Here is a 24,781-nt window from a genome sequence, read left to right on the forward strand (position 1 = left end):
TTTTGGAAGTAACTTAAAGTAATCTATAGTTTAATATGAGGATACCCCATTGGTGCTTTGCTAGCTTGAGATGGAGACTGATGAGGATTCTGGGCAGAACAGAAAATATCTTCATCATCCAAATCTAAAGCCGAACCATTGACCGCTATAGTCGGTAATGTGATTTGACGTGGTAACTCAATCTTAAACATTGAACCCACCCCCAATTGACTTTCGAGTAATATCTTACCCCCCATCATTCGCACCAGGGAATTAATAATAGCCAAACCTAAACCTGTGCCAGGATATTTGCGGGTGATACTCTGATCAACTTGCCGAAACGCTTCAAAAATATGTTTGAAATCTCTTGGAGATATGCCAATTCCTGTATCCCGAACAGCAATTGTCACTTGATTTGGCATCTCTTTCACCTCAATCCAAATACTCCCAGATTCTGTAAATTTAACCGCGTTGGAGAGTAAGTTAACTAAAATCTGACGCACACGCACTGGGTCATTAAACACTAGAGTATTTTGCAAGTCTGTTTGTACTAGTAAAGACAACTTTTTTGCTTCAGCTAGAGAACGGATTTCAGATACCGTAGTATTTATCACCTTAGGCAAATCAAAAATTTCTGGTTTTAACTCTAATTGTTCAGCCTCCAATTTAGAAAAATCGAGAACTTCGTTGAGCAACATCAGTAAATGCTTACTATTATTTAAGATTCGCTCTACCATGTCTGCTTGCTGATGAGTCAATTGACCAAACTTGGGACGCAATAATATTTGTGAAAAACCAATAATGGCATTCATGGGAGTCCGCAACTCATGAGATATGGTTGCCAAGAACTGTGACTTGAGCCGCGATGCTTCCAATAGCTTCAAATTTTGTAACTGAATTTGTTGCTGTTGTTTTTCCAATTCTTGATTCTTCCGAATCAGCTGCTCATGACTTTCTCTCAGCTGCTGATTTGCCAAAGCCGCTTTCATTTCCGCCCTATGTAACCGAATTGCATTTCGCAGAATCTGTGCCAAAGTTTCTGATGTTACCCTAGATTTAGATAGATAGTCTGTAGCACCAGCTTTCATCAATTCGACAGCAACTTGTTCATCTCCTTGATTCGTCAGGATGACTAAAGGAACTTTGATTTCTGAAGAGCGTAGCTTGTGGATTATGGTTAAGCCATCTTGGTCTGGTAAGCGATAGTCGAGGAAAACGCAGTCATAGGTATTATTTCCCAGGGCAGAGATGGCATCGTTGCCGTCGCCTACCTCAGTCAATTCCATGCGAACACCTGCTTTAGTCAGGGCGCTACGCACTGCCATGCGATCTACTTCGTCATCGTCTACAACCAAAATTTTCAGCGTCTCTTCCATCGGTTTTTATTTTCGCTGCCAAACATAGGTTGATGTATAGCATTTGTATTTACAAACTATCAAACTAAACAATTTGCAATATTTGGGACTTTATTGACTCAGGAATTTTGCACATTGAGCGCTGTTATCATCCCCACCAAGTTAGCTAAGGTTGCAGCTTTTAGGGTATATCCAGCAACATTTAAGTTGTCAGTTTCTCCGCTCATGGCTAATTACTTTAGAGTAATTAGCAATTAGCAATCTGAACATGATCTGCTGTCAAAACAGCCTGAGTCAATCTAGAGTAAAATAAAATACTTTATCTAGCTCAAGACAATTGTAATTGAGTGGGCGAGTACCCGTCCTCAGCCATTAGTGAGAGTTGCATACAAACATTGGTACCAGAAGCTTGAGCAGTTTTACTCATCCAGGTAAATTTGAATGTGCTAACTACACCTACTGGTGAATTTAAAGTAATCAGATCTGATTGCGTTTCAACGATTTTTTTGTCGATCGCTCAACCAATGCTATTAGTGTCTGTGTGCTTACTGGATTAATATGTCTATATTAATACAATATTTTGCTCATAAATAGAGTAAATACTTAGGCTATCACCTTCTGCGGCAAATTTAGTCGCTAGTGGTTTTCCCTTAGTGAATTTACTAATACCATAGTCCCTCTGATTTCCGGCCCTGAGGATGCCATTTTGCTCGATTTGCTTCAAGATGACTCCCCAAGCTTGCTCTGTTGCTCCTAAGGCAGCTTTGACCCGGTTTAATTTTTTCATTCGCGTGAACTTTTTCAAAGCTTTGGATAAGATAATATTAAAAATTAATCTTGATGAATGTAGGCTGAGTCATGACAAAGGAGTGGTAGGGTTTCGTGTTCGTTTCCATATTTCATATTTTTTCAGAAAATAGCCATATACCTCCAGCTAGATTTTTACCTCTATCTAATATGAAAAAAAAGTAATATTGTTATTTCTATCGGTGGATGCATATTGGGTAAAACATCATCTATCTTTAGTTTGGGAAAATAAAAAAAGGCACTTACAAAAGGTCATAATTTGCAGAGATGCGATCAGGTAAGCGTGGGTGTAGCCAATGAGTGAAATTAGTATTCTTTTAATTGAAGATCATGATTTAACCAGAATGGGACTAAGGGCTGCATTACAGTCTCACAGCGGTTTGAGAGTTATTGGTGAAGCGGCGAATGCCACTCAAGGACTCAAACTTTTGGAAACTACGAAGCCAGATGTGGCGGTGGTGGATATTGGACTGCCGGACATGGACGGTATTGAACTCACCCGCAAGTTTAGACGCTACCAAGCTGAAACCGGACAATCGGCAACCAAGATTCTCATCCTGACAATGGATCACACAGAAGATGCAGTCCTGGCAGCTTTCGCGGCGGGGGCAGATTCTTATTATATGAAAGAGACAAGCATCAATAAATTAACGGAGGCAATACAAGCAACTTACAATGGTAACTCTTGGATTGATCCAGCGATCGCCAACGTCGTCTTGCGGAAGATGCGGCTGGGTATACCAGGAGATAACCAACCGTCTGATAAGCCGAAGACTGTAAAAATTGAGGCGCTGGCGACTGAATACGAGCAAGTTTTAGAAACCTACCCCCTGACTCAACGAGAACTGGAAATTTTAGAGTTGATAGTCGCTGGGTGCAGCAATGGACAAATCGCTGAAAAACTCTATATTACTGTCGGGACGGTCAAAACCCATGTTCGCAACATTTTGAATAAACTCTGTGCGGATGACCGTACTCAAGCTGCTGTTCGTGCTTTGCGTTCTGGGCTAGTAGCATAGCTAGATAAAAAGAAGAACCAGACAAGAAATTTTTGCTGTTACGAAGAAGAATCCCACTGCGTTATCCTAATTCCCTTTAATTATGAAACTTCATTAGCTCCTCCCAACCCCCCAGGATTTGGGGGGCTAAGATAAATCATCTGCATCACACTTTAAGAGCAACGGTATTCAGCAGTGGGGGGATTTTAAGTCAGTCGTTCCTGCAAACAGTCAGCAATACGTCTGGCTGCGCCTGGATAACCCATTCGCTGTACACCATTTTCGGCAATAATTTGCAAGCTGTCGGGATGTTTCAGCAAAGATTGCACCACTTGCGCCACTTTCACTGGTTGGTCTACTAAAATCAATGATGCTCCTAAAAGACGACTTTGAGCTTCAGCGAAGCCAGGGTTATATTGGGGGCCATTGCCGGGAATGGCGATCGCAGGTTTGCCTAAACCGACAAATTGCTCTGTGGCTGTTCCTGCCATAGCGATCGCCAAATCTCCCAAATGCAAGCAGTCATTATATGCCTGCTGTGACAGCATTAAATAAGCATTTTTTTGTTTAAATATCAAGACATTGGGGTCATCAAGCTGGATGGGAGAAGATTCATGGAGTCGCCAGCCTTGAGCCTTTAAAGTTTGGGACAAAACGTTGCAGTCCAAACCAGATGCGATCGCTCCTAAGAAAACTACTGTACCATTCGCGGGAAAAACAGAATCTCGCTCCCGAAAACTTGCCATCAGTGCAGATACAGCAATCATGATCATTTCCCAATTGCTATAAGCTTCTGGTGGACGAGAACCCGGTAGGAGAGTCACAACTAAAGGACGAATTATCTCTTGTTGCTGGGCATCAGCACTATAAAATTGTCGGCGGGAACAACTGGGTTCCAGACCATCCATCATCGGATTTCCCAAATCAACAGCGGGAATCGGCCATTTTTTTAAAATTTCCGTCGTCAATGAATCTCTAGGAAACACCGCCCGACAACGACGACGACTCATCAACCACCTCTCCCAAGGATGGTAAATCGAACCAGAAAAATTTTCCCAATTGGCAGCTTTTGATTTTCGTGGCAATAAGCCGGCTTCATCCCGTACATAATATTCTGATTTTGCCGTGCCGACAAAGGCATAATTAGCACCGCTGAAAGTGGCAAACAACAGCGGCACAATATCACCCACAGCTAAAATAGCTTGCTGATTACCTAATTTTTTTTGAGAACTAACCCAACGGCGTACAGCTTGAATTTGGTTCCAGGTAAGTGACAATAAACCGCCGCGCACATCTCGCACCAGTTGTCGTCCATCCATATAAATAAAGCCACCAGAAGGCATAGTGCGTACTGAACCAATCAGCGGCAGATCCAACTGTTGGTAAGCACGTCCTTCACCCACCAGAGGTAAAGCAAAGATATCTGGTGGGTTTGATTGTTGCTGGAGTTCTTGCAAGATCCGAACTGCAATCATATCTTCCCCATGACCATTACTTAAAACCAGTAACTGCAAACGAGAAGTTGCGCCTTGGGCGTGATTCGCTAAAGATAACTGGGATAAATCATTCATAAAACCTCGCCTTGAGAATTTTCAGGATCAAAAAGTCTTTTCTCTGATAAAAATAGTAATTAACCAGTAGTCAAATTTTGCTTTGTCTGGTGGGACAAAAGCCTCCAACTAACAGCCAGAAGTGGCCGACAGGAAACAAAAAATCACAATCAACTGTCTGTTTGTCAAAAGGGTATCAATGGGGGTATAAATCGGCAAAGCCGCTGGAAGTTAGTATTATCCCCATTGCCTGACCTCGCCACAACTAACTCCCAGTTAATTAGGTTAAATATATTATGCGAGTTTCTTCTGCGGCAATTTTTACTTTAGCTACTTTGGCTGCTAGTAATGTCACTCAGCAAGCTAAGGCTGCACCTGCTAAAGCTGCCACTCAGGCGGAAAAAGCCCCAGAAGTGGTGGTGTCAGTCATTGAAGACGCACCTGCACGGGTGGAGGCGATCGCTACCATCGCTTCCCCAGAAACCGTAGTTACTCAGCAATTTTCTCAAAATCCTGTATTTGTGCAAACAGGTGTGAATCACAATTCCCCAGTAATTTTAAAATCGGTAGTTAAAGAAAACTCTCCAGTTAGAATCATCGTCCCACCTCCCCAACGGCTGGATTTTCCCACTCCTGAATTTTCTAATTCCTCAACTCCCCAACGGCTAGATTTTCCCACTCCACAAATCCCTAAATCTCCAAATCCGCCAACTCCTCCCACCATAGTCAATGATTTAGTCGTCACAGCTACAGATGTGCAGATAGTGGGAGTTGGTCAAGAATTGCAGCAGATAATTCGCCGAGTGATTAAAACTCAGAAGGGGGGAGAAACTAGCCAAAGCCAGCTACAAAAGGACGTAGCCGCAATTTTGGATACAGGTTTATTTGCGATCGCCAGTGTGAACAGCAGCGTTACGCCCACCGGGCTGAATGTAGTCTATCAGGTGCAACCAGTCGTGGTGCGATCGCTACAACTATCAGATGCGCGTATCCTCACTTACAAAGTAGCCCTAGAAAGCTTACAGCCGCAAATAGGCAAAGTTATCAGTCCCGCTGGACTCCAGCAAGCAGTGCAAACAATTAACAAGTGGTATGCCGACAATGGTTATAGTTTAGCTAGGGTACTCTCAATCAAACCCAGCCGCGAAGGCATCCTCACCTTAAATCTCGCTGAAGGATTAGTCGGCGATATCAAGTTTCGCTTTGTCAACGACAAGGGAAAAACCATTGATAATCAGGGGAATCCAGTAAAGGGACGCACTAAACAAGATTTTTTGCGACAGCAACTCAAGTTGCAACCAGGTCAAGTTTTCCAAGAAAATCTAGCCAGGCAAGACGCGCAGCAGCTATCTCGTACTGGCTTATTTGAAACTGTGAATCTTGCCTTTGAAGGCGATGCCACAAAAGTTGATTTGATCTATGAACTCAAAGAACTTGGGGCACGTTCCGTCAATTTGGGCGGTAACTATAACGCCGATCAGGGGCTAGTAGGCACTTTAAACTATAAAGACCAGAATGTCGGCGGCATTAACGATACCGTGGTTGTGAATGTTGGTGTTAGTAGCCAAGACGTGCAATTTGATACTAAATTCACCAGTCCCTATCGGGCAACTAACCCTGATCGCTTAGGCTACAGCATCAATGCCTTCCGTCAGCGGGAACTTTCCGATACTTTTGATGACAAAATTAAACTAGCTAACGGTGATAAAGTGCGGGAAGCTAGATTTGGTGGTGGTTTTAGTCTCCAGCAACCGATTGACGGTTGGGATACATCCTTAGGAGTTAACTACACGCGCACCAGCATTCGCGATCGCGACGGCAATATCACTCCCACCGATGCCAATGGGAATCCCCTCTCTTTTAGTGGAACTGGGGTTGACGACCTCACCACCGTATCCTTCACCGCCACCCAAGACCAGCGGAATAACCCCACTAAACCAACTCAAGGTTCCATCATCAGTTTGAGTACTGAACAATCTATTCCTCTCCTCGGTCAAGGTAATATTTCCATGAATCGTCTACGGGCGAATTATAGCCAGTACGTGCCACTCAAGCTATTTAACAGTAAACAGCCACAAGTCTTTGCTCTGAATCTGCAAGCCGGCACAGTGATTGGTGATTTACCACCTTATGAAACCTTTAACTTGGGTGGTTCCAATTCAGTGCGCGGTTACAACGGAGGCGAAGTGGGTAGCGGTCGCAGTTACGTTTTAGCTTCCGCAGAATATCGCTTCCCCATCATCCCAATTTTAGGGGGCGTGCTGTTTGCCGACTATGCCTCAGACTTAGGTTCTGGTGATACTGTCTTGGGAGATCCAGCAGGGGTAAGGGGTAAACCAGGTAATGGTTTTGGTTATGGGGCTGGGTTGCGCGTTGACTCACCCCTGGGCTTAATTCGGGCTGATTATGGCATTAACGACCAAGGACAAGGTCGAGTGCATATAGGCATAGGTCAGCGCTTTTAGCCGCAGTGGCGCCTTCTGGGGATTAGTGAAAGTGTGGACTCATCAGCTAAAGTAAAAAGGACAAAACTAGGGTAACGATGAGGAAGTTTTCCCCTGGAAAGCGATCCAAAAACTCAATCATCCCCTAGTATAGGCAAGCAGGACTAACCAAGACTCGACGGAATCTTTCTTTGAAAACTCAGGACTCAGTACTTAATTTGCCCACTCAGGACTAAGGACTCAGGACTCAAAACTCGTTATGTTAGCAGGCACAATTTTGCAGAGTGGAAAATATACCCTTATCCAGGAAATAGGGCGCGGCGGCTTTGGTGTGACCTTCAAAGCTATGCATCACTACTTGAGTCAAGAGGTAGTGATGAAAACCATCAATGAACGGCTGCGACAAAATCCTGATTTTTCCAAGTTTGAGAGCCAATTCCAAGATGAAGCCAGACGATTAGCCACTTGTGTCCATCCCAATATTGTCCGGGTCAGTGACTTTTTTGTCGAGGCTGGGCTGCCTTACATGGTGATGGAATACATTCCTGGTGAAACCTTAGGAGAGGCATTTGTCTTCCCAGGGATACCGTTGCCCGAAGCAACAGCAATTCATTACATCCGGCAAATTGGCGCAGCCTTGCAGGTAGTACACCAGAATAGTTTGCTGCACCGAGATATTAAACCGGATAATATCATTCTCCGTCAAGGAACTCAGGAGGTAGTGCTGATTGATTTTGGCATTGCTAGGGAATTTAATGGCGGTGTGCAGCAGACGCACACAGGGATAGTTTCTGAGGGCTATTCCCCAATTGAGCAGTATATGACGCAAGCACCGCGCACACCAGCAACAGATATTTATGGTTTGGCCGCCACCTTGTATGCACTGCTAACGGCACAAGTTCCCATTCCGTCACTACTACGCGATCGCCAAAAAATGCCCTCCCCCCGCGAACTGCAACCCCACTTGAGTGCTGCTGTTAATCAGGCGGTAATGCGCGGTATGGCGGTAGAGTCTCGTTTTCGACCGGCGACAGTTGCAGAATGGTTGCAATTATTACCTGGAACTGGGCTGGATGTGACACCGCCAGCGGTACTCACTCACACAGTACCTACCATCGATTTATCTGTCCAGCAGCAGCCAGAAATTTTGCTGGAGAAAACAGCCCAAAGTCACAATCAAGCACCATCAGCTTCGGCAAAAGTGGCATCACCAGCTCAAAAATTGGCTTCATCTAAGGTGTTTATTGGCGCAGGTGTAGCACTTATCGCCGCCACAGCAAGTTTTAATATCACGAAGTTGTTCCCCAAATCTCAGCCGCAGCCAGTAGCTAAACCGCTTTTTGAAGAAAAGCCTTTTGAAAAACCTGCACAGGCAATACCTTCTATCGAAAGTACCAAAAGTGCAACGTCGCCTGTGGGTAAAAAGACTGAAACCTCTTCGCCAACTGAATCGGCGCCAGTCTCTACGAATTCTCAGCGACGCAAGCGCAATGATCGTGTTTCCCCAGAAGCAGATCCTAGTGGCGCTAAAATTTCTCCAGTGCGATCTGCTCAAAGCAGCAGGGCTTCTCTACGAGATGCTTCGCGATCGCCATCGCCTCAAAATAACTCTGAAGCATCGCCACGCCGTAACACAGAGCAACCTTCATCTCAACCAACTGCTGCCCCCGCGCCTTCGGTATTGGATACGCTGCGGGTGATTCGGGAGTCTCGTCAAACTGCCCCCAAGCCATTGCCCCAAAATAACTCACCCGCTTCTAGTCAAGATTCCACCCCATCCAAACCTGCAATACCGGAAAATTCTGTAGTCATCCCAGCAGCGCCACCACCGACGGAACCCCAGAAATCAGATCCTGCTGTGGTAGTTCCCACACAGGAAACCAAACAAAAGTCACCTGTTGAAAGTCAATCCCAGAAGGATGAGTTGCCAGTGGAAAAGCCAGAAGGCAATTAGTTCAGGTTATTTGCTATTGAACACCACAATTTCTCCTTGTTGATTAAACTCTACAGGATCATTAGGGAAATCGTAATTATTCAAATAACGCAAAAGTCCCACAGTCCGAAAATGCTGATCGATTTGCGGAATACCTTGGCGATTTAGATGAACTGGGATAACTTTACTTGATACTAAATCTCCCTCTGAGTTGAGTTTGACGAATAAAATCATTGAGTAACCAGTTTGGGCATTTGTGGCTAAAGTCCGGTATCCCAAAAAGTTGCCTAAAGAATAGGCGATCATTTTTCCTTTATACATTTCGATGGCTCTCGGAACGTGGGGCCCATGTCCCAGGACTAAATCTGCTCCTGTATCGATCATTGTCCGGGCAAACTTCAGCGAATTGCCCCGATCTTCCCCATAAAAGAACTCTGTTTTATTTTTAACGTGCAGCGCCGCAGTTCCTTCTGCTCCCACTTGCATCGACACGATCACAACTTTGGCGTTATTTTTGGCTTCTTCTACCAGTGCTTTGGCTGCTTCTAAATCGTTGACAGAATTGTATAAGTTATAGGTGGTAAAGCCGATCATTGCTACTGAAATTTGATTGGCTTCTAAATAGAGAATTTGATTTTTATGACCTAATGTTTTAATTCCCGCAGCCTCAAGATTTTTCTTTGTATCTTGGAACCCCACTGAACCAAAGTCCATTGCGTGGTTGTTCGCCATATTGAACACATTAAAACCAGCCTCAGCAAATAACTGGGCGTAGGCAGGTGGTGACCGAAAGGCAAAAGTTTTTCCGCGACTGATATCTTTGGCAGTGTAGGGATGGTTTGTTAAGCTACTTTCAAAGTTACCAAACAAAATATCCGATCCTTGTAAGTAGGCTCTGACAGACTTTGGCAGCAGTTGATTGCGATCGCGCGGCAGTTTGTTGCTAGGAAAATTAGTACCGGGGATAATATCGCCCACGGCTTTGATGGTGATGGTATTTGAAGCGGTTGGCTGTGCTTCAGCGTCGGAAAACGGAAATGGTACAGATTCAGTGGGTGTGCTAGCAGCGTCACTTCGCTGTAATTGCCCAAACCGGATGATGATTCCGATACTAATACCCACACAAAAACAGAACCCGATAAAACCAAATGAGAATATTCGCCCCTGGCTACGATTTGCCATCGTTCACTCCTCACACGATGGCATTAGTGTAGCCTAAAATTACGTATTTATAAGGTATAGTTTAGTTGTTTTTGCCAAAAAATCGATTGCTCAATCGGGGAATGCTACTGAGGACTAGGTTTACCATTTTCCTACTTGAAAGCACATAGTCAGAGGTGTAGACTCATCTGCTAGATAGAGGAAGAAGAGCACAATCATGCACCATTGGCTAGAAGAAATAGGATTCTAATTTTTCTAGGATCTTCGCAGGTGAGGGTAAAACTATAAAGAGCCAATCAGCAATTCGTCTTGCTTTTCAAAGCATTTAGCATTTAGCAAGAATTCTGATGCACAATAGCGGAGGTGTCATGATGACAATGACAGGATTGGATATCTTCGATGCTACTCTTCAGAAAACGATTCCTTGGATCAATGATTTAGCAAAAGAACTCGGTTGGGAAAATAAGCACCGGGTTTTCCAAGGGTTGCGAGCCACATTACACGCACTGCGCGATCGCCTAACCGTCCAAGAAGCAGCTCATTTAGGAGCGCAGTTACCCATCTTACTAGCTGGATTCTACTACGAAAACTGGAGGCCAGGGGCAACCCCGACGAAGGATCGGACTAAGGAACAATTCCTCAGCCATATCCGTGATTACTTCCACAATGTCGATCCGGAAATCGATGCTGAGTATCTTGTGCGCGCTGTCTTCAAGATTCTTGCCCAGCGGGTTTCCCAAGGAGAGATTGAAGATGTGATTAACATGTTGCCGCCAGCGTTGCGAGAACTCTGGATTGAAACAGTACCCGGTTAATTCAACGGAGAGGGGGGGATTCGAACCCCCGTTGGGTTTCCCCAAAACGCATTTCGAGTGCGTCACCATCAACCACTCGGACACCTCTCCAAACAAACAAAGTTAACTTTTCACGTCAAAAAAGCACTTCACTTGTGATTCTTAAATTTTATCACGTATTTTTTCATGCTGTTATCAATAAATGATTATAGCCCAGATATAGGCTTGTGACTGAAAGCGATCGCACTCTTCTGTTATGGCAAAAATGAAACCCAGCAAAAGTCAGTAAGGTGAAAGTTAAAAAAGAAAAGGCGAGATTTTTTCTCTGTATCCCGGTTATTGTCTGCTGTCTATGAGACAGAATGTGGAATCTGCACGCATCACCCGAAATTGTCAGCAATGGGCTTTTGTGTAAAACATCGGCAGGATAGTATTTTCGGCGAAAACTCAATAAACTTTGAGATTAAAAACGCCACCATATCCTTTGAGCGTAACTGATCAACGCTACAGCGATCGCGGACAGTAACAACAGCCAAATTATGCCACCGGGAATAAAAGTGAGAATGCCAAAGCCTCTCAGTACCCAAACGGCTATTCCCAAGCCTAGTAAGATACCGAAAGTCTGGGCTAATTTGCGATTTAAGGAAGACTGACTCACCTAATTTCCCTCTCAACCTAAAATAAAGTTATGGTTACACCTAATCACGAAGTGGTTCCTGTAGGAAGTTTTCTTTCTTGATTTTTAAATCGTGTTTGTGCCATTCTAGCTGCGATCAACTCCGATTTTCATCCACAAGTGTTGCGCCTGAACAAGTAGTTTTAGCATATATACTGTAAATTTTGTACTAAGTGCAGCTTTCAAGTAGCTTACAGAAATAATGATCATGTCCGGAAAATCTCTAAAATGTGCTGGAACTAAAGTTGAGTAGGTTAAACTCGATCAAGTTTGATGGTTTTTTAGCCCCTTGGGAATGTGGATGAGTTGAGGAGTAACTAAAATCACTATGTCTGCGTCTCATATCTCAGACAAAACTATTACAGGTTCGGATATGCCTTGGAGCCAAGACAAGCAAAGATTGCTGATACAGGGTGAAATTTTGGTACAAACGCGATCGCACACGACTTGGGGTGGTGCTGTGACTGCGAGTATGTATTTACCGTTAGTGCGATCGCATGTATGGCAGCAAGTCACTGATTACCCCCGTTGGGTGCAATATTTTCCCGATATCACCAAAAGCGAAGTTTTGTCTAAAGGTGAAGTCAAACATTTGTATCAAGCGGCACAAAAAGCCTTTTTCTTTGTCACTGCTCAAGTTGAAATTTACCTCAACGTCGTCGAAGTCTTGGGGCAGCAAATTCAATTTCGGATGGAGAAAGGCACCTTTGAAGACTTTAATGCTAATTTAGAGCTAAAAGATTGCGGTAACGGCACAATACTCGCTTATACAGTCCAAGCGACACCTAATATCCCCATACCCTCAATTTTCGTTCAACAAGCAATGAACTTAGAGTTGCCTGCTAATCTGCGGAAAATGCGACAAGTGCTTTGTAACGGTCAATAACAGCAATGTCACAGGCAAAAGCAATTTTGGAATTTTGGTTTGGTCATCCAGATGAACCAGGTTATGGTCAACCTCGACAAGTTTGGTTTAGCAAAAAAACAGATTTTGACCGAGAAATGCAAACCAGGTTTCTCACAGATTACCAACAGGCAGCAACGGGATATTTAGACAATTGGCTCGATACACCTGAAAGCTGTCTAGCCCTAATTTTGCTGCTGGATCAATTTCCCCGAAATGTATTTCGCGATACCGCCGAAGCCTTTGCGACTGACTTGGAAGCAATTTCAGCAGCCCAACACGCTGTTACCCAAGGCTACGATCGCAAATTATTGCCTGTACAATGCTGGTTTATATACTTGCCCTTTGAACACAGTGAAAGCCTAGCTGATCAGCGTCAGTGTGTAAAGCTATTTCAGCAACTCAGTCATGATCCTGATAGCGTGGGTGCGATTGAGTACGCTTTTCGACACATGCAAATAATCGAGCGTTTTGGACGCTTTCCACATCGCAATAGCATTTTAAACCGCACTTCGACACCAAAAGAAGAAGAGTTTCTCCAGCTTCCAGGTTCATCATTTTAGGGATATGATCAAGACGCTTTCCCCGATTGGGAAAGCGTTTTAAATAATTGCTAATTACTAACCGTATGCCGATAAATTCAGTGAATTATCAGACAAACTTGGTTCGCTTTCAAACCATAACTGATCTAGTTCATGTTCATTGAAGCTGTAGCCAAGAGTAGCCGCAAAATTGACAATTTTAGTTTTATCCCAATGCCAACTGGCTAATATTCCTCGCCGACAGCATTTATTAAAGTATTGTTCATAAATAGCTTCATTCGATATCAAAACTTCATAAAAGGCATTAACCTGCGATAATGACATAAAGTTTTATCTCCGGAGAATATTAATTTTTGCATCTCTTAAAAAATACATTGACTCACAAGAGAAGTCCGGGTGAGATCATCCCAGATGCATAAATTTTGGTTTTCCCGAAGACTAAAAATTACAACAATATCCCCGATTTCTTTAAGAAGTCGGGGATCTAAGGCTTTGAGTTTAATTAACCAGTAAACACTTCTATGGGTAAGCGGCTGAAGGAAAGGCGTTCATTTTGCACATCCACAAAGATGGTGTCGCCGTCATTGAATTCGCCGCGCAAGATAGCTTTGGCAATTTGAGTTTCTAACTCTCGCTGAATTGCTCGCTTTAGTGGCCGCGCTCCAAAAACAGGATCATATCCTACTTCTGCTAAAAAGTCAAGAGCCGCATCCGAGAGCCTGAGGGACATTTTGCGGTCGCTTAATCGTTGCCGCAGTCTTTCCACTTGCAACAACACAATCCGCCGCAATTCTGATTTCTGCAAGCTGTGGAAGATGATAATTTCGTCAATCCGGTTGAGGAACTCTGGACGGAAACTATTTCGCATCGCCTCCATCACCCGACGATGCATTTCATCATAGCGGGAATCATCCCCGGCAATATCCAGAATGTACTGTGAACCGATATTGCTAGTCATGATGATGATACAGTTCTTGAAGTCCACCGTATGACCTTGGGCATCGGTGACCCGACCATCATCGAGAATTTGCAGGAAAATATTAAACACATCGGGGTGTGCTTTCTCGATTTCGTCGAAGAGAATCACAGCATAGGGACGACGGCGAATCGCTTCGGTTAATTGTCCGCCTTCTTCATAACCCACATATCCCGGAGGCGCACCGATGAGGCGAGAAACTGTGTGTTTCTCCATATACTCCGACATATCAATCCGCACCAAGGACTCTTCTGTGTCGAACATATAGGCCGCTAGGGCTTTGGCTAGTTCGGTTTTACCGACACCAGTGGGGCCAAGGAAAACAAAACTCGCAATGGGACGATTAGGATCAGCAAGTCCAGCGCGCGATCGCTGAATGGCATCGGCTACCGCTGTGACTGCTTCAGCTTGTCCGACGACACGGCGGTGTAGTTCATCTTCTAAATGCAGTAATTTTTCTTTTTCTGATTCCACCAATTTGCTGATGGGAATCCCCGTCCACTTAGATATAATTTCGGCAATATCGGCTTCTGTGACTTCTTCCCGCAAAAGTGATTTACCAGATCCTTGGGCTTGTGTAAGTTCAGCTTCTACGGCTTCCAATTGACGATGCAGGCTTGTTAGTTTACCATATTTCAACTCTGCCGCCCGGTTGAGGTCGTAGTTTCTTTCGGCTTGCTGAATTTCTAGGTTAACTCGGTCAATCTCTTCTTTAACAGACTGAATTTTGTTGATGATGTCTTTTTCAGATTGCCATTGTGAACTCAGGGTTCTTTGTTCTTCTTTGAGATCCGCCAGTTCTTTTTCGATTTTTTCTAGGCGTTCACGAGAAGCGACATCACTTTCTTTTTGCAAAGAAAGCTTCTCCATTTCCAATTGCAAGATTTTGCGGTCGATTTCGTCGAGTTCTTCGGGTTTGGAGGTAATCTCCATTTTCAGTCTAGCGGCGGCTTCGTCTACCAAGTCGATGGCTTTGTCTGGTAAAAAGCGATCGCTAATATAGCGGCTGGATAAGGTAGCAGCCGCCACCAAAGAACTATCAGAAATCTTTACCCCGTGGTGGACTTCATAACGTTCTTTCAACCCGCGCAAAATCGAAATCGTATCTTCGATATTCGGCTGATCTACATAAACCTGCTGGAAGCGTCGTTCTAGCGCCGCATCCTTTTCGATATGCTTGCGGTACTCGTCTAAAGTTGTTGCCCCAATACAGCGTAACTCACCCCGGGCCAACATCGGTTTTAACAAGTTACCGGCATCCATTGCCCCTTGAGTCGCACCTGCACCGACTACGGTGTGAATTTCATCAATAAATAAAACAATATTGCCGCCAGATTCCGTAACTTCTTTTAATACTGCTTTCAGGCGTTCTTCAAATTCACCCCGGAATTTTGCCCCCGCAATCAAAGCGCCCATATCTAAAGAGATCAGCATCCGGTCTTTCAGCGACTGGGGAACATCACCAGCAACGATGCGCTGTGCTAGTCCTTCAGCGATCGCAGTTTTCCCTACACCCGGTTCACCAATCAGCACAGGATTATTTTTTGTCCGGCGAGAGAGAATTTGAATCGTCCGCCGAATTTCGTCATCCCGCCCAATCACTGGATCAAGTTGACCTTTGCGAGCAGCTTCTGTGAGGTCGCGCCCATATTTTTCCAGTGATTGGTATTTACCTTCTGGGCTTTGGTCGGTCACTTTCTGGCTCCCCCGAATTTGTTTAATAATATTCTTCAGCTTGCCTTCGTCTAAACCAAATTCTTGGAATAAACCTTTACCAAAGCGGTCATCTTTGGCATAAGCCAGCACTAAATGTTCAATGGAGATATATTCGTCTTTAAATTCCTGGCGATAGGCGTCAGCCCGGTCTAAAAGTGTATCTAGACTCCTTCCTAAATAAACGGAACTGCTGCTACCGGATACCTTTGGCTGGCGGCGGAGAAATTGGTCGGTGCGATCGCGCACTTTTTGCTCGTTCGCACCCGCTTTAGTGAAGATCGCACTGGCTAGACCATCTTGTTCCAGCAGCGCTTTCATCAGGTGTTCGCTTTCTATCTGCTGCTGATGGTATTGTTTGACAACATCTTGGGTATGCGCGATCGCTTCCCAGGCTTTTTCTGTAAACTTGTTTGGATTAGTAGGTTGCATAGGCTTTAGAGAAACCACGACCGACGCAAAGAGGCGGATACTGGCGCGAGGAAACCTCCTTTGAGCCAAGTGTCCCTCGCAGATAGAACAAGAGTTGGTTTTGTTCTTATAGCGTCATTGTAAAAAGAAGCGAGCGACTAGCTGGATCGGTGATCACATCTTTATAGAGTAGTATTACCCTGCCAAAAACCACACGAACTCACCCCCGAACCGGATAAATTCCAGTCTGAGAAACGCAGCAGTTTCTTGGCCGCATATAAGTTTTTTAAATGAAGTTTTTCGGAAAATTCTCACTTTCTCCAATTTTTCTCAATAAGCTGCTTTATTCTCAAGATTATTGACAATAAAATCAATAATTTGACGGGTTTAGGTTTTTTCAGCCATTGATATTGACACCTTGATTTTTTCTGCTATTGTATATGTATAATCCAACGGCTTTGTTATAAAAAGTTTTAACGCCAAGCCAGGGAAAGAAATCTTTTTTAACGCAGAGGCACCCAGAGGTAAGCGCAAAGGTCCGCAGAGTATATCTGTAGTAGACGGCAATTTTCGCTACTCAGTGTAATCTCAGCATACTGTTGTCAGCATGTATTTAATATATACTGTAAAGTTGCGTTAACGAATTTTGCTAAATTAATTACTTTGTTTCCCTACCGGGCAGGGTTTACTAGCGTAGCGAATATATTTTTAGCTCTTTTGTCCAGTTTTGTCCAGGATTCCCCAAACCCCCCATCACCCCATCACCTCATCCAGAGTTACGATAAATCCAAGTCGCATAGTGGAAGCTGAACATGATTGACCCTTACGACTTTGAGGATGATGACTTTGACTTTGAAAATGAGGATTTATTTAAAATGAATCCCGTCAGCAAAATGACTGAAGGGGAAAAGCTACAGCGATTTAAGCGGTTTTTTGACAGTAGCAGCCGGGCTATGTTGCAAGACTGTCTTTTTCGCATCGTCGATTATGAAGATGGTACCGGCATTTTAGAGATTCTCTGCCCAAATGAGGCAGTCCGGCAACGCCTTTCTAAAAAAAAGCACAAAATTCTGAACAACATTAACGGTTGTTGGAGCCAGATCAAAAGTTTTGCCTTATGTATCCAGCAAGATGGCAAGTTAGATTGTCAGACTTTCGACCGTAACAGTAATTTGACCAATAACCAATGACCAAAAAGCCAAAATTTCCTTATCTAGTCGGTTCTAAGTGGACAGCACAGCAAAAAGTTGATGGTTGGCGACATTTCCAAGTAGTCAACCGCAAAAATCAGGGTAAATGGGTGTACGCAGAAATGGTTGCTGCCTGTGACCCTAATGTCCGCTTCTGGCTGAATGCCAAATTATTACAAGACAGTTCTCAGTGGCAAGCAGGCTGGCAAACATTACAGGAAATCGCCGCCATCGAAGGTGAAGTTTCCTGATACCCGCAAGTCTCCCCTTCAGGGGCTGGGGAATAAATTTTAGCCAAATATTGGCTAATTTAATATTTATTTACAAACTAATAAGTAATTCAGGAATAAGCAGTACCTAGTTAATCCGGGCATTTGACTCCAGACTGCCAATTCATGTGCTGTAGAAGGTTAAACTGCTTTTCACGGCATAGGGCCGACAATCCCTCCCTTCATCTTAGCAATCAGCCTCTGGGCTAGCAAATATCCTTGTTTAAGGTCAGCTACTTCTATGGAAACCATTGAAAAAAGGTAATTACAGCATTTTGTCTTTTGTAACTAATTTTAGTTAAGTTGATGTTAAAAGTATTTTTATAAGAATTTTTATGACTAATCAGGCTTTTAAGCTGAAAAAACTGCAAATATAGCTAACTGAATTTATAATTCACCATCTCAGACTATTGGACAGATTTACAACCCCTTTATTTTCCTGGCGATTTGGCCAATAATGACATTCACAGACCTCACGCATCGCCAAATCAGCCTAGGTGAAGGCAAATGTTTGAGCCACCAGTTTGATAAAAAAACTATAAGAGGCAAACACAGTGAAACTAGCAGTTTATGGAAAAGGTGGAATCGGCAAATCCACAACTAGCTGTAACATCTCCGTCGCTCTAGCCAAACGTGGCAAAAAAGTCCTGCAAATTGGCTGCGACCCCAAACACGACAGCACATTCACCCTCACCGGGTTTTTGATTCCGACGATTATCGACACCCTGCAAGAAAAAGACTATCACTACGAAGATGTCTGGCCAGAAGATGTAATTTACAAAGGCTATGGCGGTGTTGATTGCGTTGAGGCTGGTGGACCTCCTGCCGGCGCTGGATGCGGTGGCTATGTAGTCGGCGAAACCGTTAAATTACTTAAGGAACTCAACGCCTTCGATGAGTACGACATAATTCTGTTTGATGTGTTGGGTGACGTAGTTTGTGGCGGTTTTGCCGCACCTCTCAACTATGCAGATTACTGCCTGATTGTTACAGACAACGGCTTTGATGCTTTGTTTGCTGCCAATCGGATTGCTGCTTCAGTGCGCGAAAAGGCACGGACTCACCCACTACGTCTAGCTGGGTTAATTGGTAATCGCACTTCCAAGCGGGACTTGATTGAAAAATATATCGAAGCTGTGCCGATGCCAGTACTCGAAGTATTACCTTTAATTGAAGATATACGTGTTTCCCGCGTGAAGGGCAAAACTTTGTTTGAAATGGCAGAGTCAGATCCTTCTCTAGACTACGTTTGCGATTACTACCTCAGCATCGCCGACCAAATTCTGGCTCGTCCCGAAGGTGTCGTTCCGAACGATACCCCAGACCGTGAGTTGTTTTCTTTGTTATCTGATTTTTATCTAAATCCGAGTAAACCCCAGGTTACTAATGCAGAAGAGGAATTAGACTTGATGATTGTATAAATCATTTAGTTCTCAGGATGGGGGATGCTATGGCTTTCTTTCAAAGTTTTACCGATTCGATCAAACAAAAGTGGTTGCAATTTTTTCAGGTGAATCGCGACTGGATTTCCCTGCAAATGGAAGTGGAATCAGTTTATACCCCTGATGGCGGAAAGCGACCACCTTCTTTCCTCATCCTGGGAGTTGTCAATGCGCTGGAACCCAAGCTAGCGCAGCTAATGTTTCCTTTTGCCAAACTGAATCCTGACGCCGATACCCTGATTGAGGTGTTGGAGTTAAATTTTGACCCAGACATCGCTCTCGGTAACCGCTTCATTCCCAAAGTAGAAACAGAGACTTATGAGTATAAGTCGGCAGTGCTCATTGATGACGCCCCCGAAGATGAAACATTGACTAATCACCCTTTGCCTGGTTTTGAGGAGGATGAAGATCCACAAGACTTGGTGGTCAGCGAGTTACAGGAAACCGCAGATGATTTGGGCGAGATTTCCTTATCCAACGGGCACAACTCAATAGATGAGTCTGATGAGTCGCTTAATCTAGAAATGGCGGATGAGTTTGGCGAAATTTCTTTTGACACCCCGACTGTGACTGAAGGGAATCTAGATGACGAGGTACTTGCAGAACTGAATACAACAGAAGAACACGCGTTTAGCGATGTGTTGTCGGATGTTTGGGGTGATGAAACCTCGCTGCAAAAGGCTGAAGAGAATAATGACTTTTTGGGGGAAGAACTGCCTTCTGGCGTTTTTGACGAATCAGAAATTGCTCGTCTCTTCCCCAATTCTTAATTATTGCCATTCCTGTTGAATCTAGGGATGGCTGGCTGGTGTCATATACCACGCATCATGGCGGTTTAGGGGAAAAACTAATTTTCCCCTAGATGTCAGAGCTATATCCACCTGCCTTGTTAGCTTTAAATATCAATGGGAGAAAAACCAAAATGACTGTCGCTCAACAACCAGAAGCTTTAAATTTTGAATGTGAAACTGGGAATTACCACACCTTTTGCCCCATTAGCTGCGTGGCGTGGTTATACCAAAAAATTGAAGATAGCTTCTTTTTGGTGATTGGGACAAAAACTTGCGGCTACTTCCTGCAAAACGCGATGGGGGTGATGATTTTTGCGGAACCCCGCTATGCAATGGCAGAGTTGGAAGAAGGGGATATTTCGGCACAACTGAGTGATTATGAAGAGTTAAAGCGCTTGTGTGAGCAAATTAAGCGCGATCGCAATCCTAGTGTAATCGTCTGGATAGGCACTTGCACCACAGAAATTATTAAAACAGACTTGGAAGGTTTGGCACCCAAGTTAGAATCCGAAATTGGTATTCCCATCGTAGTTGCTCGTGCCAACGGTTTAGACTACGCATTTACCCAAGGAGAGGACACTGTGTTAGCCGCTATGGCTAATCGTTGTCCCGAAAAGGCACCGGTGTCAGAAACAGACAAAAACGAGCGCAACGCCATTCAAAAGCTGCTTAACTTCGGCAAGAAAAAAGAAGAAGTAGCCCAAGATGAATCTGAATATGTAGATCATAAACCCCTAGTTCTCTTCGGTTCTCTTCCTGACCCCGTGGTGACCCAGTTAACTTTGGAATTGAAGAGACAAGGTATCAAAGTTTCCGGCTGGCTACCTGCAAAGCGCTTCACTGAACTGCCAGTCATCGAAGAAGGGTATTATGTCGCTGGTGTCAATCCCTTCCTCAGCCGCACTGCTACAACTTTAATGCGTCGCCGCAAATGTAAACTAATAGGCGCACCCTTCCCCATTGGCCCCGATGGCACCCGCGCTTGGATTGAGAAAATCTGCTCTGTGTTCGGTATTACACCCCAAGGTTTAGATGAACGGGAAGCGCAAATTTGGGCAGGTTTGGAAGAATATGTCAAACTGATTCGCGGTAAGTCTGTATTCTTCATGGGTGATAATTTGCTGGAAGTTTCCCTCGCACGGTTCTTGGTGCGTTGCGGAATGACGGTTCAAGAAATCGGCATTCCCTACATGGATAAGCGTTATCAAGCTGCTGAGTTGGCTTTGCTAGAAAAGACTTGTCAGGAAATGGGTTCACCTCTACCAACAATTGTCGAAAAGCCAGATAATTACAATCAAATTCAGCGAATTTATGAGTCGAAGCCAGATTTGGTTATTACTGGTATGGCTCATGCTAACCCTCTGGAAGCAAGGGGTATTAATACTAAGTGGTCTGTGGAGTTCACTTTTGCTCAAATTCACGGTTTTACTAATGCCCGTGATGTTCTTGAATTGGTAACTCGTCCGCTGCGTCGGAATAACAATTTGAAGGATTTAGGTTGGGATAAGTTGGTAAGGGAAGAAGCGAAGATTTAGATTTTTGGTTTTTTTCGAGAATATTAAGGGCGGGCTTTTGAGTTCGTCCTTTTTTATTGTCTCACGCAGAGGCGCAGAGGCGCGGAGAGAAGAGGAATGTTAGAATTGTTGGATTAGTGTTATGTTTTTAAGATTTTAAAGTTATGGAAGTCACAAAATTATCTGTTCAAGGACAAGTAATTATTCCCCAATCTTTACGGGAATCTCATCATTGGAATGCTGGTCAGGAATTTGTAATTATTGATATGGGTGATGGGATTTTGTTAAAGCCTAAGAATCCTTTTCCAGAAACTAAATTAGATGATGTGGCAGGTTGTTTAAAATATTACGATAAGCCTAAGACTCTTGAAGATATAAACTTTTAATAACTTTATCTCTAATTGAAATTTAATTTTTTAGTGATTTCAAGCAAATAAATTCATTCGCAAACTCCTCTGCTAATTGTCTACTATTAAATATCGTAATATTTTCACAATTAAATTGAGCCTTTTTAGTCCAATTATAAGAGCCATTTATGACAGTACACAAATCAATTACACAGAACTTATGATGCATCATGTTAGCAAATTTTGGAGTTTTAGGAATCCTATAAATTTCAAAATGTTCTTCAAAATTCAAGGTGCTATTAATATCATCATCAATAATAATCACTTGAACATTAATACCTTGTTTTTTCTTCTCTATTAGCTTTCTAAATAAAACGTCATCTGTAAACCAAGCGACAGCTACCCATATAATGAATTTAGCCTTGCTTATTTCTTCAACAATTTTTGTTTGATTCTCTTCAAAAGAAGCTTCTATTTTTATATCTTCATCATAGTTATCTTGGCTTATTACTGTATAAGTACCATCTATTTCTTCTAAAAAATAATTATCCGGTTTAATAATTTCATTTAGTTTATCCGCAACTACTCTTTTATCATTATTGTCATCATTGACAATTTTCTCAATAATATTTTTGATGCTCTTTGTACCGTTTAATTTTTTCAATTTATCAACAACAAACAGTGGTCTAGAATAGAAACGATTAGAAGGGTCATTGAAAACCTGATCATAAGTATCCCTTTCACCAAATGAGTTAAAAAAATCAACTAAATCCCTACCTGTCTTATACTGCGTTTTTGTTAATTCATGTTCACCAGCTACTATTGTTTTAAGTTGATCTATTGCAAATTCTGAAAGATTCACTGCTTTTACCTAAAATTGTTTGTGATAATTGATATCCTTATTATAAAGCCTGAGAAGGAATGATATACATTAATTCTGCATCTTCTGGTTGAGTCTCTGTAGAAGATTTTAACTGTAACCATTCATGAAAGCTAATTCCTATTTGGGATATTGCTTTTATTTCTATTTGGTAAGATTCAAAGCGATTATTAGTTTCAATTATAATCTCAATTTTTTCCAATGCTTGAGGAAATTGCATTTTACTTTCCTGATCATAATTCTTCTCTAAACTTCCTAGCATCGGTACTAATGGGGTAAATGCTGCTGCTATTGTGATTACATCAGCAATATTAACGCTTACAGAAGGAGGAGTAATAATTGATGGGGGAAATAAATTTAAGTATTTTTTATACAAATAATTTCGTTCTTCTTCTTCAAGAAAAGGCAACATATTATAAACATATCTACATACTTTCTCATAAAGAAACTCTGCACCTTCTTGTAAACAAAGCAGTCCAGTATGAGTTTCCTCCAATTCTAAATAGCAACGCACTCTAGCTACATAACTTAAAAATAATGATTTAAGATACTCATCAGCAACTTGAATATTTTCTTCTAATGCTTTCTCAAAATAACCAGCATAAATATATTGGGCTTCTAAAAATCGATTGATAGCTAAATTTGTCATATTAACGCGATTTTCAGGCTTATTCATTGTAAAACCATCACGGGCTAAACCAAGGGCTGCATGGAAATTAGAATAAACAGCCAAGTCAAGTTTAAGATTAAGTTCCTTGGTATGTTTCTGTACTTTTTTTACCTGTTGTTCAATTTCACCTAAGCGCTTAATGACTATAGCAAATCCTATGACTGAAACACCTAAATTCAAAACACTGGCAACTGATCCAAATTGAAAAAGTATTGTTCCAGTTTGTCTAAGATTAGGTGTTGTTTCGCGTAACATAGCAACTATGGATTTTGTTTTTGAATCACGAATAACACCTCCATAACGTTCGTATGTGAGATTTTTCAAACCATCTTCGATCCAGTTTGGAATTGAAAAAGTAGCTGTAACTGTTTCCATAGTTTTTTATAGTGGTCAAAATTTCAGCAGCGTCATGCCAAGCAATAAGTATATTGCACTATAAAGTGCGTTCTTTTTTTTTGTAAGGCCATTCGGTAAAAAATGAAATTATCCCTACTTTGAGGGCTGAAGCCCTCACTACGAACCTTTAATTATTTATGTTGCTCTAAAGTTCAATTTGATAGCTTGATAACAGCATTTTTCTAGAGAATTTGTGATAGAAATTTGCGTGTTCTTTCTTCTTTGGGGTTGGTGAAAAAGGTTTCTGGGGTGGCTGACTCAACGAGGGAACCGCTATCCATGAGAATTACGCGATCGGCGACTTCACGGGCAAATCCGACCTCGTGGGTAACGACTACCATTGTCATTCCATCACTGGCGAGATTTTGCATTACATCCAATACTTCCCTTACCATCTCTGGATCTAAGGCTGAGGTGGGTTCGTCAAACAGCATAATTTTCGGTTGCATGGCTAAAGCGCGGGCGATCGCAACTCGTTGCTGCTGTCCACCAGATAACTGTCCTGGATATTTCTGTGCTTGTTCTAAGATTCCCACTCTTTCTAAAAGTTGCATTGCCAATTCTTCGGCTTTTGCTTTTGGCAATTTACGCACCCAAATTGGCGCTAAAGTGATATTTTTTAGAATTGTTAAATGGGGAAATAAATTGAACTGCTGAAATACCATTCCCACTTCACGGCGAATCGTTTCAATATTTCGCAAGTCATGGCTGAGAGTAATACCATCAATGGTAATTTTCCCTTTTTGGTATTCTTCTAAAGCGTTAAATGTGCGGATAAAAGTAGATTTACCTGAACCAGAGGGGCCCATTAACACTACAACTTCTCCACGATTCACTGTTAAAGTTACACCCTGAAGGGCGTGAAATTTACCATACCATTTGTGGACATCTTCAGCAACAATTATCGGGCTTTGTTCAGACACAGGCTTAAACCTCCAAATAATTAATTTTATTTATTTCTTTGCAGTTAGTTTAAAAATATATCGCTCCTAAATAAGATATTAACGTCTCTTTTTTCTCTACCTCTGCGCCCTCTGCG

Annotated in this window: 22 protein-coding genes and 1 tRNA gene; 12 read left to right on the forward strand and 11 right to left on the reverse strand. The window is 42.8% G+C overall.

What is annotated here, in order from left to right:
* Positions 1-23: 23 nt before the first annotated feature.
* The gene (locus CYLST_RS14060) at positions 24-1,355 is read right to left on the reverse strand and encodes an ATP-binding response regulator (RefSeq protein ID WP_015208384.1); all 1,332 of its coding nucleotides are present in this window, start codon (positions 1,353-1,355) and stop codon (positions 24-26) included.
* A gap of 541 nt (positions 1,356-1,896) precedes the next feature.
* Complete coding sequence (locus CYLST_RS14065; protein WP_015208386.1) at positions 1,897-2,121, reverse strand: hypothetical protein; 225 nt, start codon at positions 2,119-2,121, stop codon at positions 1,897-1,899.
* A 316-nt stretch (positions 2,122-2,437) separates the two neighbouring features.
* On the opposite strand from CYLST_RS14065, the gene CYLST_RS14070 reads away from it, so the two are divergent.
* A complete protein-coding gene (locus CYLST_RS14070; protein ID WP_015208387.1) occupies positions 2,438-3,160 on the forward strand; it encodes a response regulator transcription factor in 723 nt (240 codons plus the stop codon).
* 185 nt (positions 3,161-3,345) lie between these two features.
* On the opposite strand, the gene CYLST_RS14075 is transcribed toward CYLST_RS14070, so the two are convergent.
* Positions 3,346-4,710 (reverse strand): lipid-A-disaccharide synthase-related protein, encoded by a 1,365-nt coding sequence (locus CYLST_RS14075; RefSeq protein ID WP_015208388.1) that lies wholly within the window; start codon positions 4,708-4,710, stop codon positions 3,346-3,348.
* A gap of 275 nt (positions 4,711-4,985) precedes the next feature.
* Between CYLST_RS14075 and CYLST_RS14080 the strand changes: the two genes are divergently transcribed.
* Together CYLST_RS14080 and CYLST_RS14085 are read left to right on the forward strand one after the other, a co-directional pair.
* A complete protein-coding gene (locus CYLST_RS14080) occupies positions 4,986-7,154 on the forward strand; it encodes a BamA/TamA family outer membrane protein (protein WP_015208389.1) in 2,169 nt (722 codons plus the stop codon).
* Positions 7,155-7,392: 238 nt separating this feature from the next.
* Entirely contained in the window at positions 7,393-9,087 is a 1,695-nt protein-coding gene (locus CYLST_RS14085; RefSeq protein WP_015208390.1) for a serine/threonine protein kinase, read from the forward strand.
* 6 nt (positions 9,088-9,093) lie between these two features.
* On the opposite strand, the gene CYLST_RS14090 is transcribed toward CYLST_RS14085, so the two are convergent.
* Entirely contained in the window at positions 9,094-10,248 is a 1,155-nt protein-coding gene (locus CYLST_RS14090; protein WP_015208391.1) for a CapA family protein, read from the reverse strand.
* Positions 10,249-10,598: 350 nt separating this feature from the next.
* Between CYLST_RS14090 and CYLST_RS14095 the strand changes: the two genes are divergently transcribed.
* Positions 10,599-11,042: a DUF2267 domain-containing protein gene (locus tag CYLST_RS14095; RefSeq protein ID WP_015208392.1), complete on the forward strand. Its 444-nt coding sequence runs from the start codon at positions 10,599-10,601 to the stop codon at positions 11,040-11,042.
* A 5-nt stretch (positions 11,043-11,047) separates the two neighbouring features.
* On the opposite strand, the gene CYLST_RS14100 is transcribed toward CYLST_RS14095, so the two are convergent.
* Together CYLST_RS14100 and CYLST_RS14105 are read right to left on the reverse strand one after the other, a co-directional pair.
* Positions 11,048-11,132, reverse strand: a tRNA-Ser gene (locus tag CYLST_RS14100).
* 352 nt (positions 11,133-11,484) lie between these two features.
* Entirely contained in the window at positions 11,485-11,679 is a 195-nt protein-coding gene (locus CYLST_RS14105; RefSeq protein WP_015208393.1) for a hypothetical protein, read from the reverse strand.
* A 346-nt stretch (positions 11,680-12,025) separates the two neighbouring features.
* On the opposite strand from CYLST_RS14105, the gene CYLST_RS14110 reads away from it, so the two are divergent.
* Positions 12,026-12,583, forward strand: a complete 558-nt coding sequence (locus tag CYLST_RS14110; protein ID WP_015208394.1) for an SRPBCC family protein — start codon at positions 12,026-12,028, stop codon at positions 12,581-12,583.
* Positions 12,584-12,588: 5 nt separating this feature from the next.
* Positions 12,589-13,164 carry a DUF924 family protein gene (locus CYLST_RS14115; RefSeq protein ID WP_015208395.1) on the forward strand — a complete coding sequence of 192 codons (576 nt, stop codon included), beginning with the start codon at positions 12,589-12,591 and terminating at the stop codon, positions 13,162-13,164.
* Positions 13,165-13,221: 57 nt separating this feature from the next.
* Here the strand turns inward: CYLST_RS14115 and CYLST_RS14120 are convergent, their stop codons facing one another.
* Both CYLST_RS14120 and clpB read right to left on the reverse strand, forming a co-directional pair.
* Entirely contained in the window at positions 13,222-13,467 is a 246-nt protein-coding gene (locus CYLST_RS14120; RefSeq protein WP_015208396.1) for a hypothetical protein, read from the reverse strand.
* A gap of 178 nt (positions 13,468-13,645) precedes the next feature.
* Positions 13,646-16,264 carry an ATP-dependent chaperone ClpB gene (gene clpB / locus CYLST_RS14125; protein ID WP_041233107.1) on the reverse strand — a complete coding sequence of 873 codons (2,619 nt, stop codon included), beginning with the start codon at positions 16,262-16,264 and terminating at the stop codon, positions 13,646-13,648.
* Positions 16,265-17,055: 791 nt separating this feature from the next.
* On the opposite strand from clpB, the gene CYLST_RS14130 reads away from it, so the two are divergent.
* The 6 genes from CYLST_RS14130 (at position 17,056) to CYLST_RS14155 (ending at position 21,835) form a co-directional block, all read left to right on the forward strand.
* On the forward strand, positions 17,056-17,433 hold the full coding sequence (locus tag CYLST_RS14130; RefSeq protein WP_015208398.1) for a hypothetical protein: 378 nt from the start codon (positions 17,056-17,058) through the stop codon (positions 17,431-17,433).
* The gene (locus CYLST_RS14135; protein WP_015208399.1) at positions 17,430-17,684 is read left to right on the forward strand and encodes a TIGR02450 family Trp-rich protein; all 255 of its coding nucleotides are present in this window, start codon (positions 17,430-17,432) and stop codon (positions 17,682-17,684) included. The genes CYLST_RS14130 and CYLST_RS14135 overlap by 4 nt, the downstream gene beginning before the upstream one ends.
* A gap of 572 nt (positions 17,685-18,256) precedes the next feature.
* Complete coding sequence (gene bchL / locus CYLST_RS14140; RefSeq protein WP_015208400.1) at positions 18,257-19,123, forward strand: ferredoxin:protochlorophyllide reductase (ATP-dependent) iron-sulfur ATP-binding protein; 867 nt, start codon at positions 18,257-18,259, stop codon at positions 19,121-19,123.
* Positions 19,124-19,152: 29 nt separating this feature from the next.
* Entirely contained in the window at positions 19,153-19,914 is a 762-nt protein-coding gene (locus CYLST_RS14145; protein ID WP_015208401.1) for a DUF5331 domain-containing protein, read from the forward strand.
* A gap of 152 nt (positions 19,915-20,066) precedes the next feature.
* Complete coding sequence (locus CYLST_RS14150; RefSeq protein ID WP_015208402.1) at positions 20,067-21,470, forward strand: ferredoxin:protochlorophyllide reductase (ATP-dependent) subunit N; 1,404 nt, start codon at positions 20,067-20,069, stop codon at positions 21,468-21,470.
* A 143-nt stretch (positions 21,471-21,613) separates the two neighbouring features.
* The gene (locus tag CYLST_RS14155; protein WP_015208403.1) at positions 21,614-21,835 is read left to right on the forward strand and encodes an AbrB/MazE/SpoVT family DNA-binding domain-containing protein; all 222 of its coding nucleotides are present in this window, start codon (positions 21,614-21,616) and stop codon (positions 21,833-21,835) included.
* Positions 21,836-21,857: 22 nt separating this feature from the next.
* On the opposite strand, the gene CYLST_RS14160 is transcribed toward CYLST_RS14155, so the two are convergent.
* The 3 genes from CYLST_RS14160 to CYLST_RS14170 all read right to left on the reverse strand — a co-directional run bounded on the left by CYLST_RS14160 (position 21,858) and on the right by CYLST_RS14170 (position 24,665).
* Positions 21,858-22,658: a phospholipase D-like domain-containing protein gene (locus CYLST_RS14160; RefSeq protein WP_015208404.1), complete on the reverse strand. Its 801-nt coding sequence runs from the start codon at positions 22,656-22,658 to the stop codon at positions 21,858-21,860.
* A 40-nt stretch (positions 22,659-22,698) separates the two neighbouring features.
* On the reverse strand, positions 22,699-23,721 hold the full coding sequence (locus CYLST_RS14165; protein WP_015208405.1) for a hypothetical protein: 1,023 nt from the start codon (positions 23,719-23,721) through the stop codon (positions 22,699-22,701).
* 203 nt (positions 23,722-23,924) lie between these two features.
* A complete protein-coding gene (locus CYLST_RS14170) occupies positions 23,925-24,665 on the reverse strand; it encodes an amino acid ABC transporter ATP-binding protein (protein ID WP_015208406.1) in 741 nt (246 codons plus the stop codon).
* Positions 24,666-24,781 lie beyond the last annotated feature (116 nt).

This window comes from Cylindrospermum stagnale PCC 7417 (genome assembly GCF_000317535.1).
Taxonomy (GTDB): Bacteria; Cyanobacteriota; Cyanobacteriia; order Cyanobacteriales; family Nostocaceae; genus Cylindrospermum; species Cylindrospermum stagnale.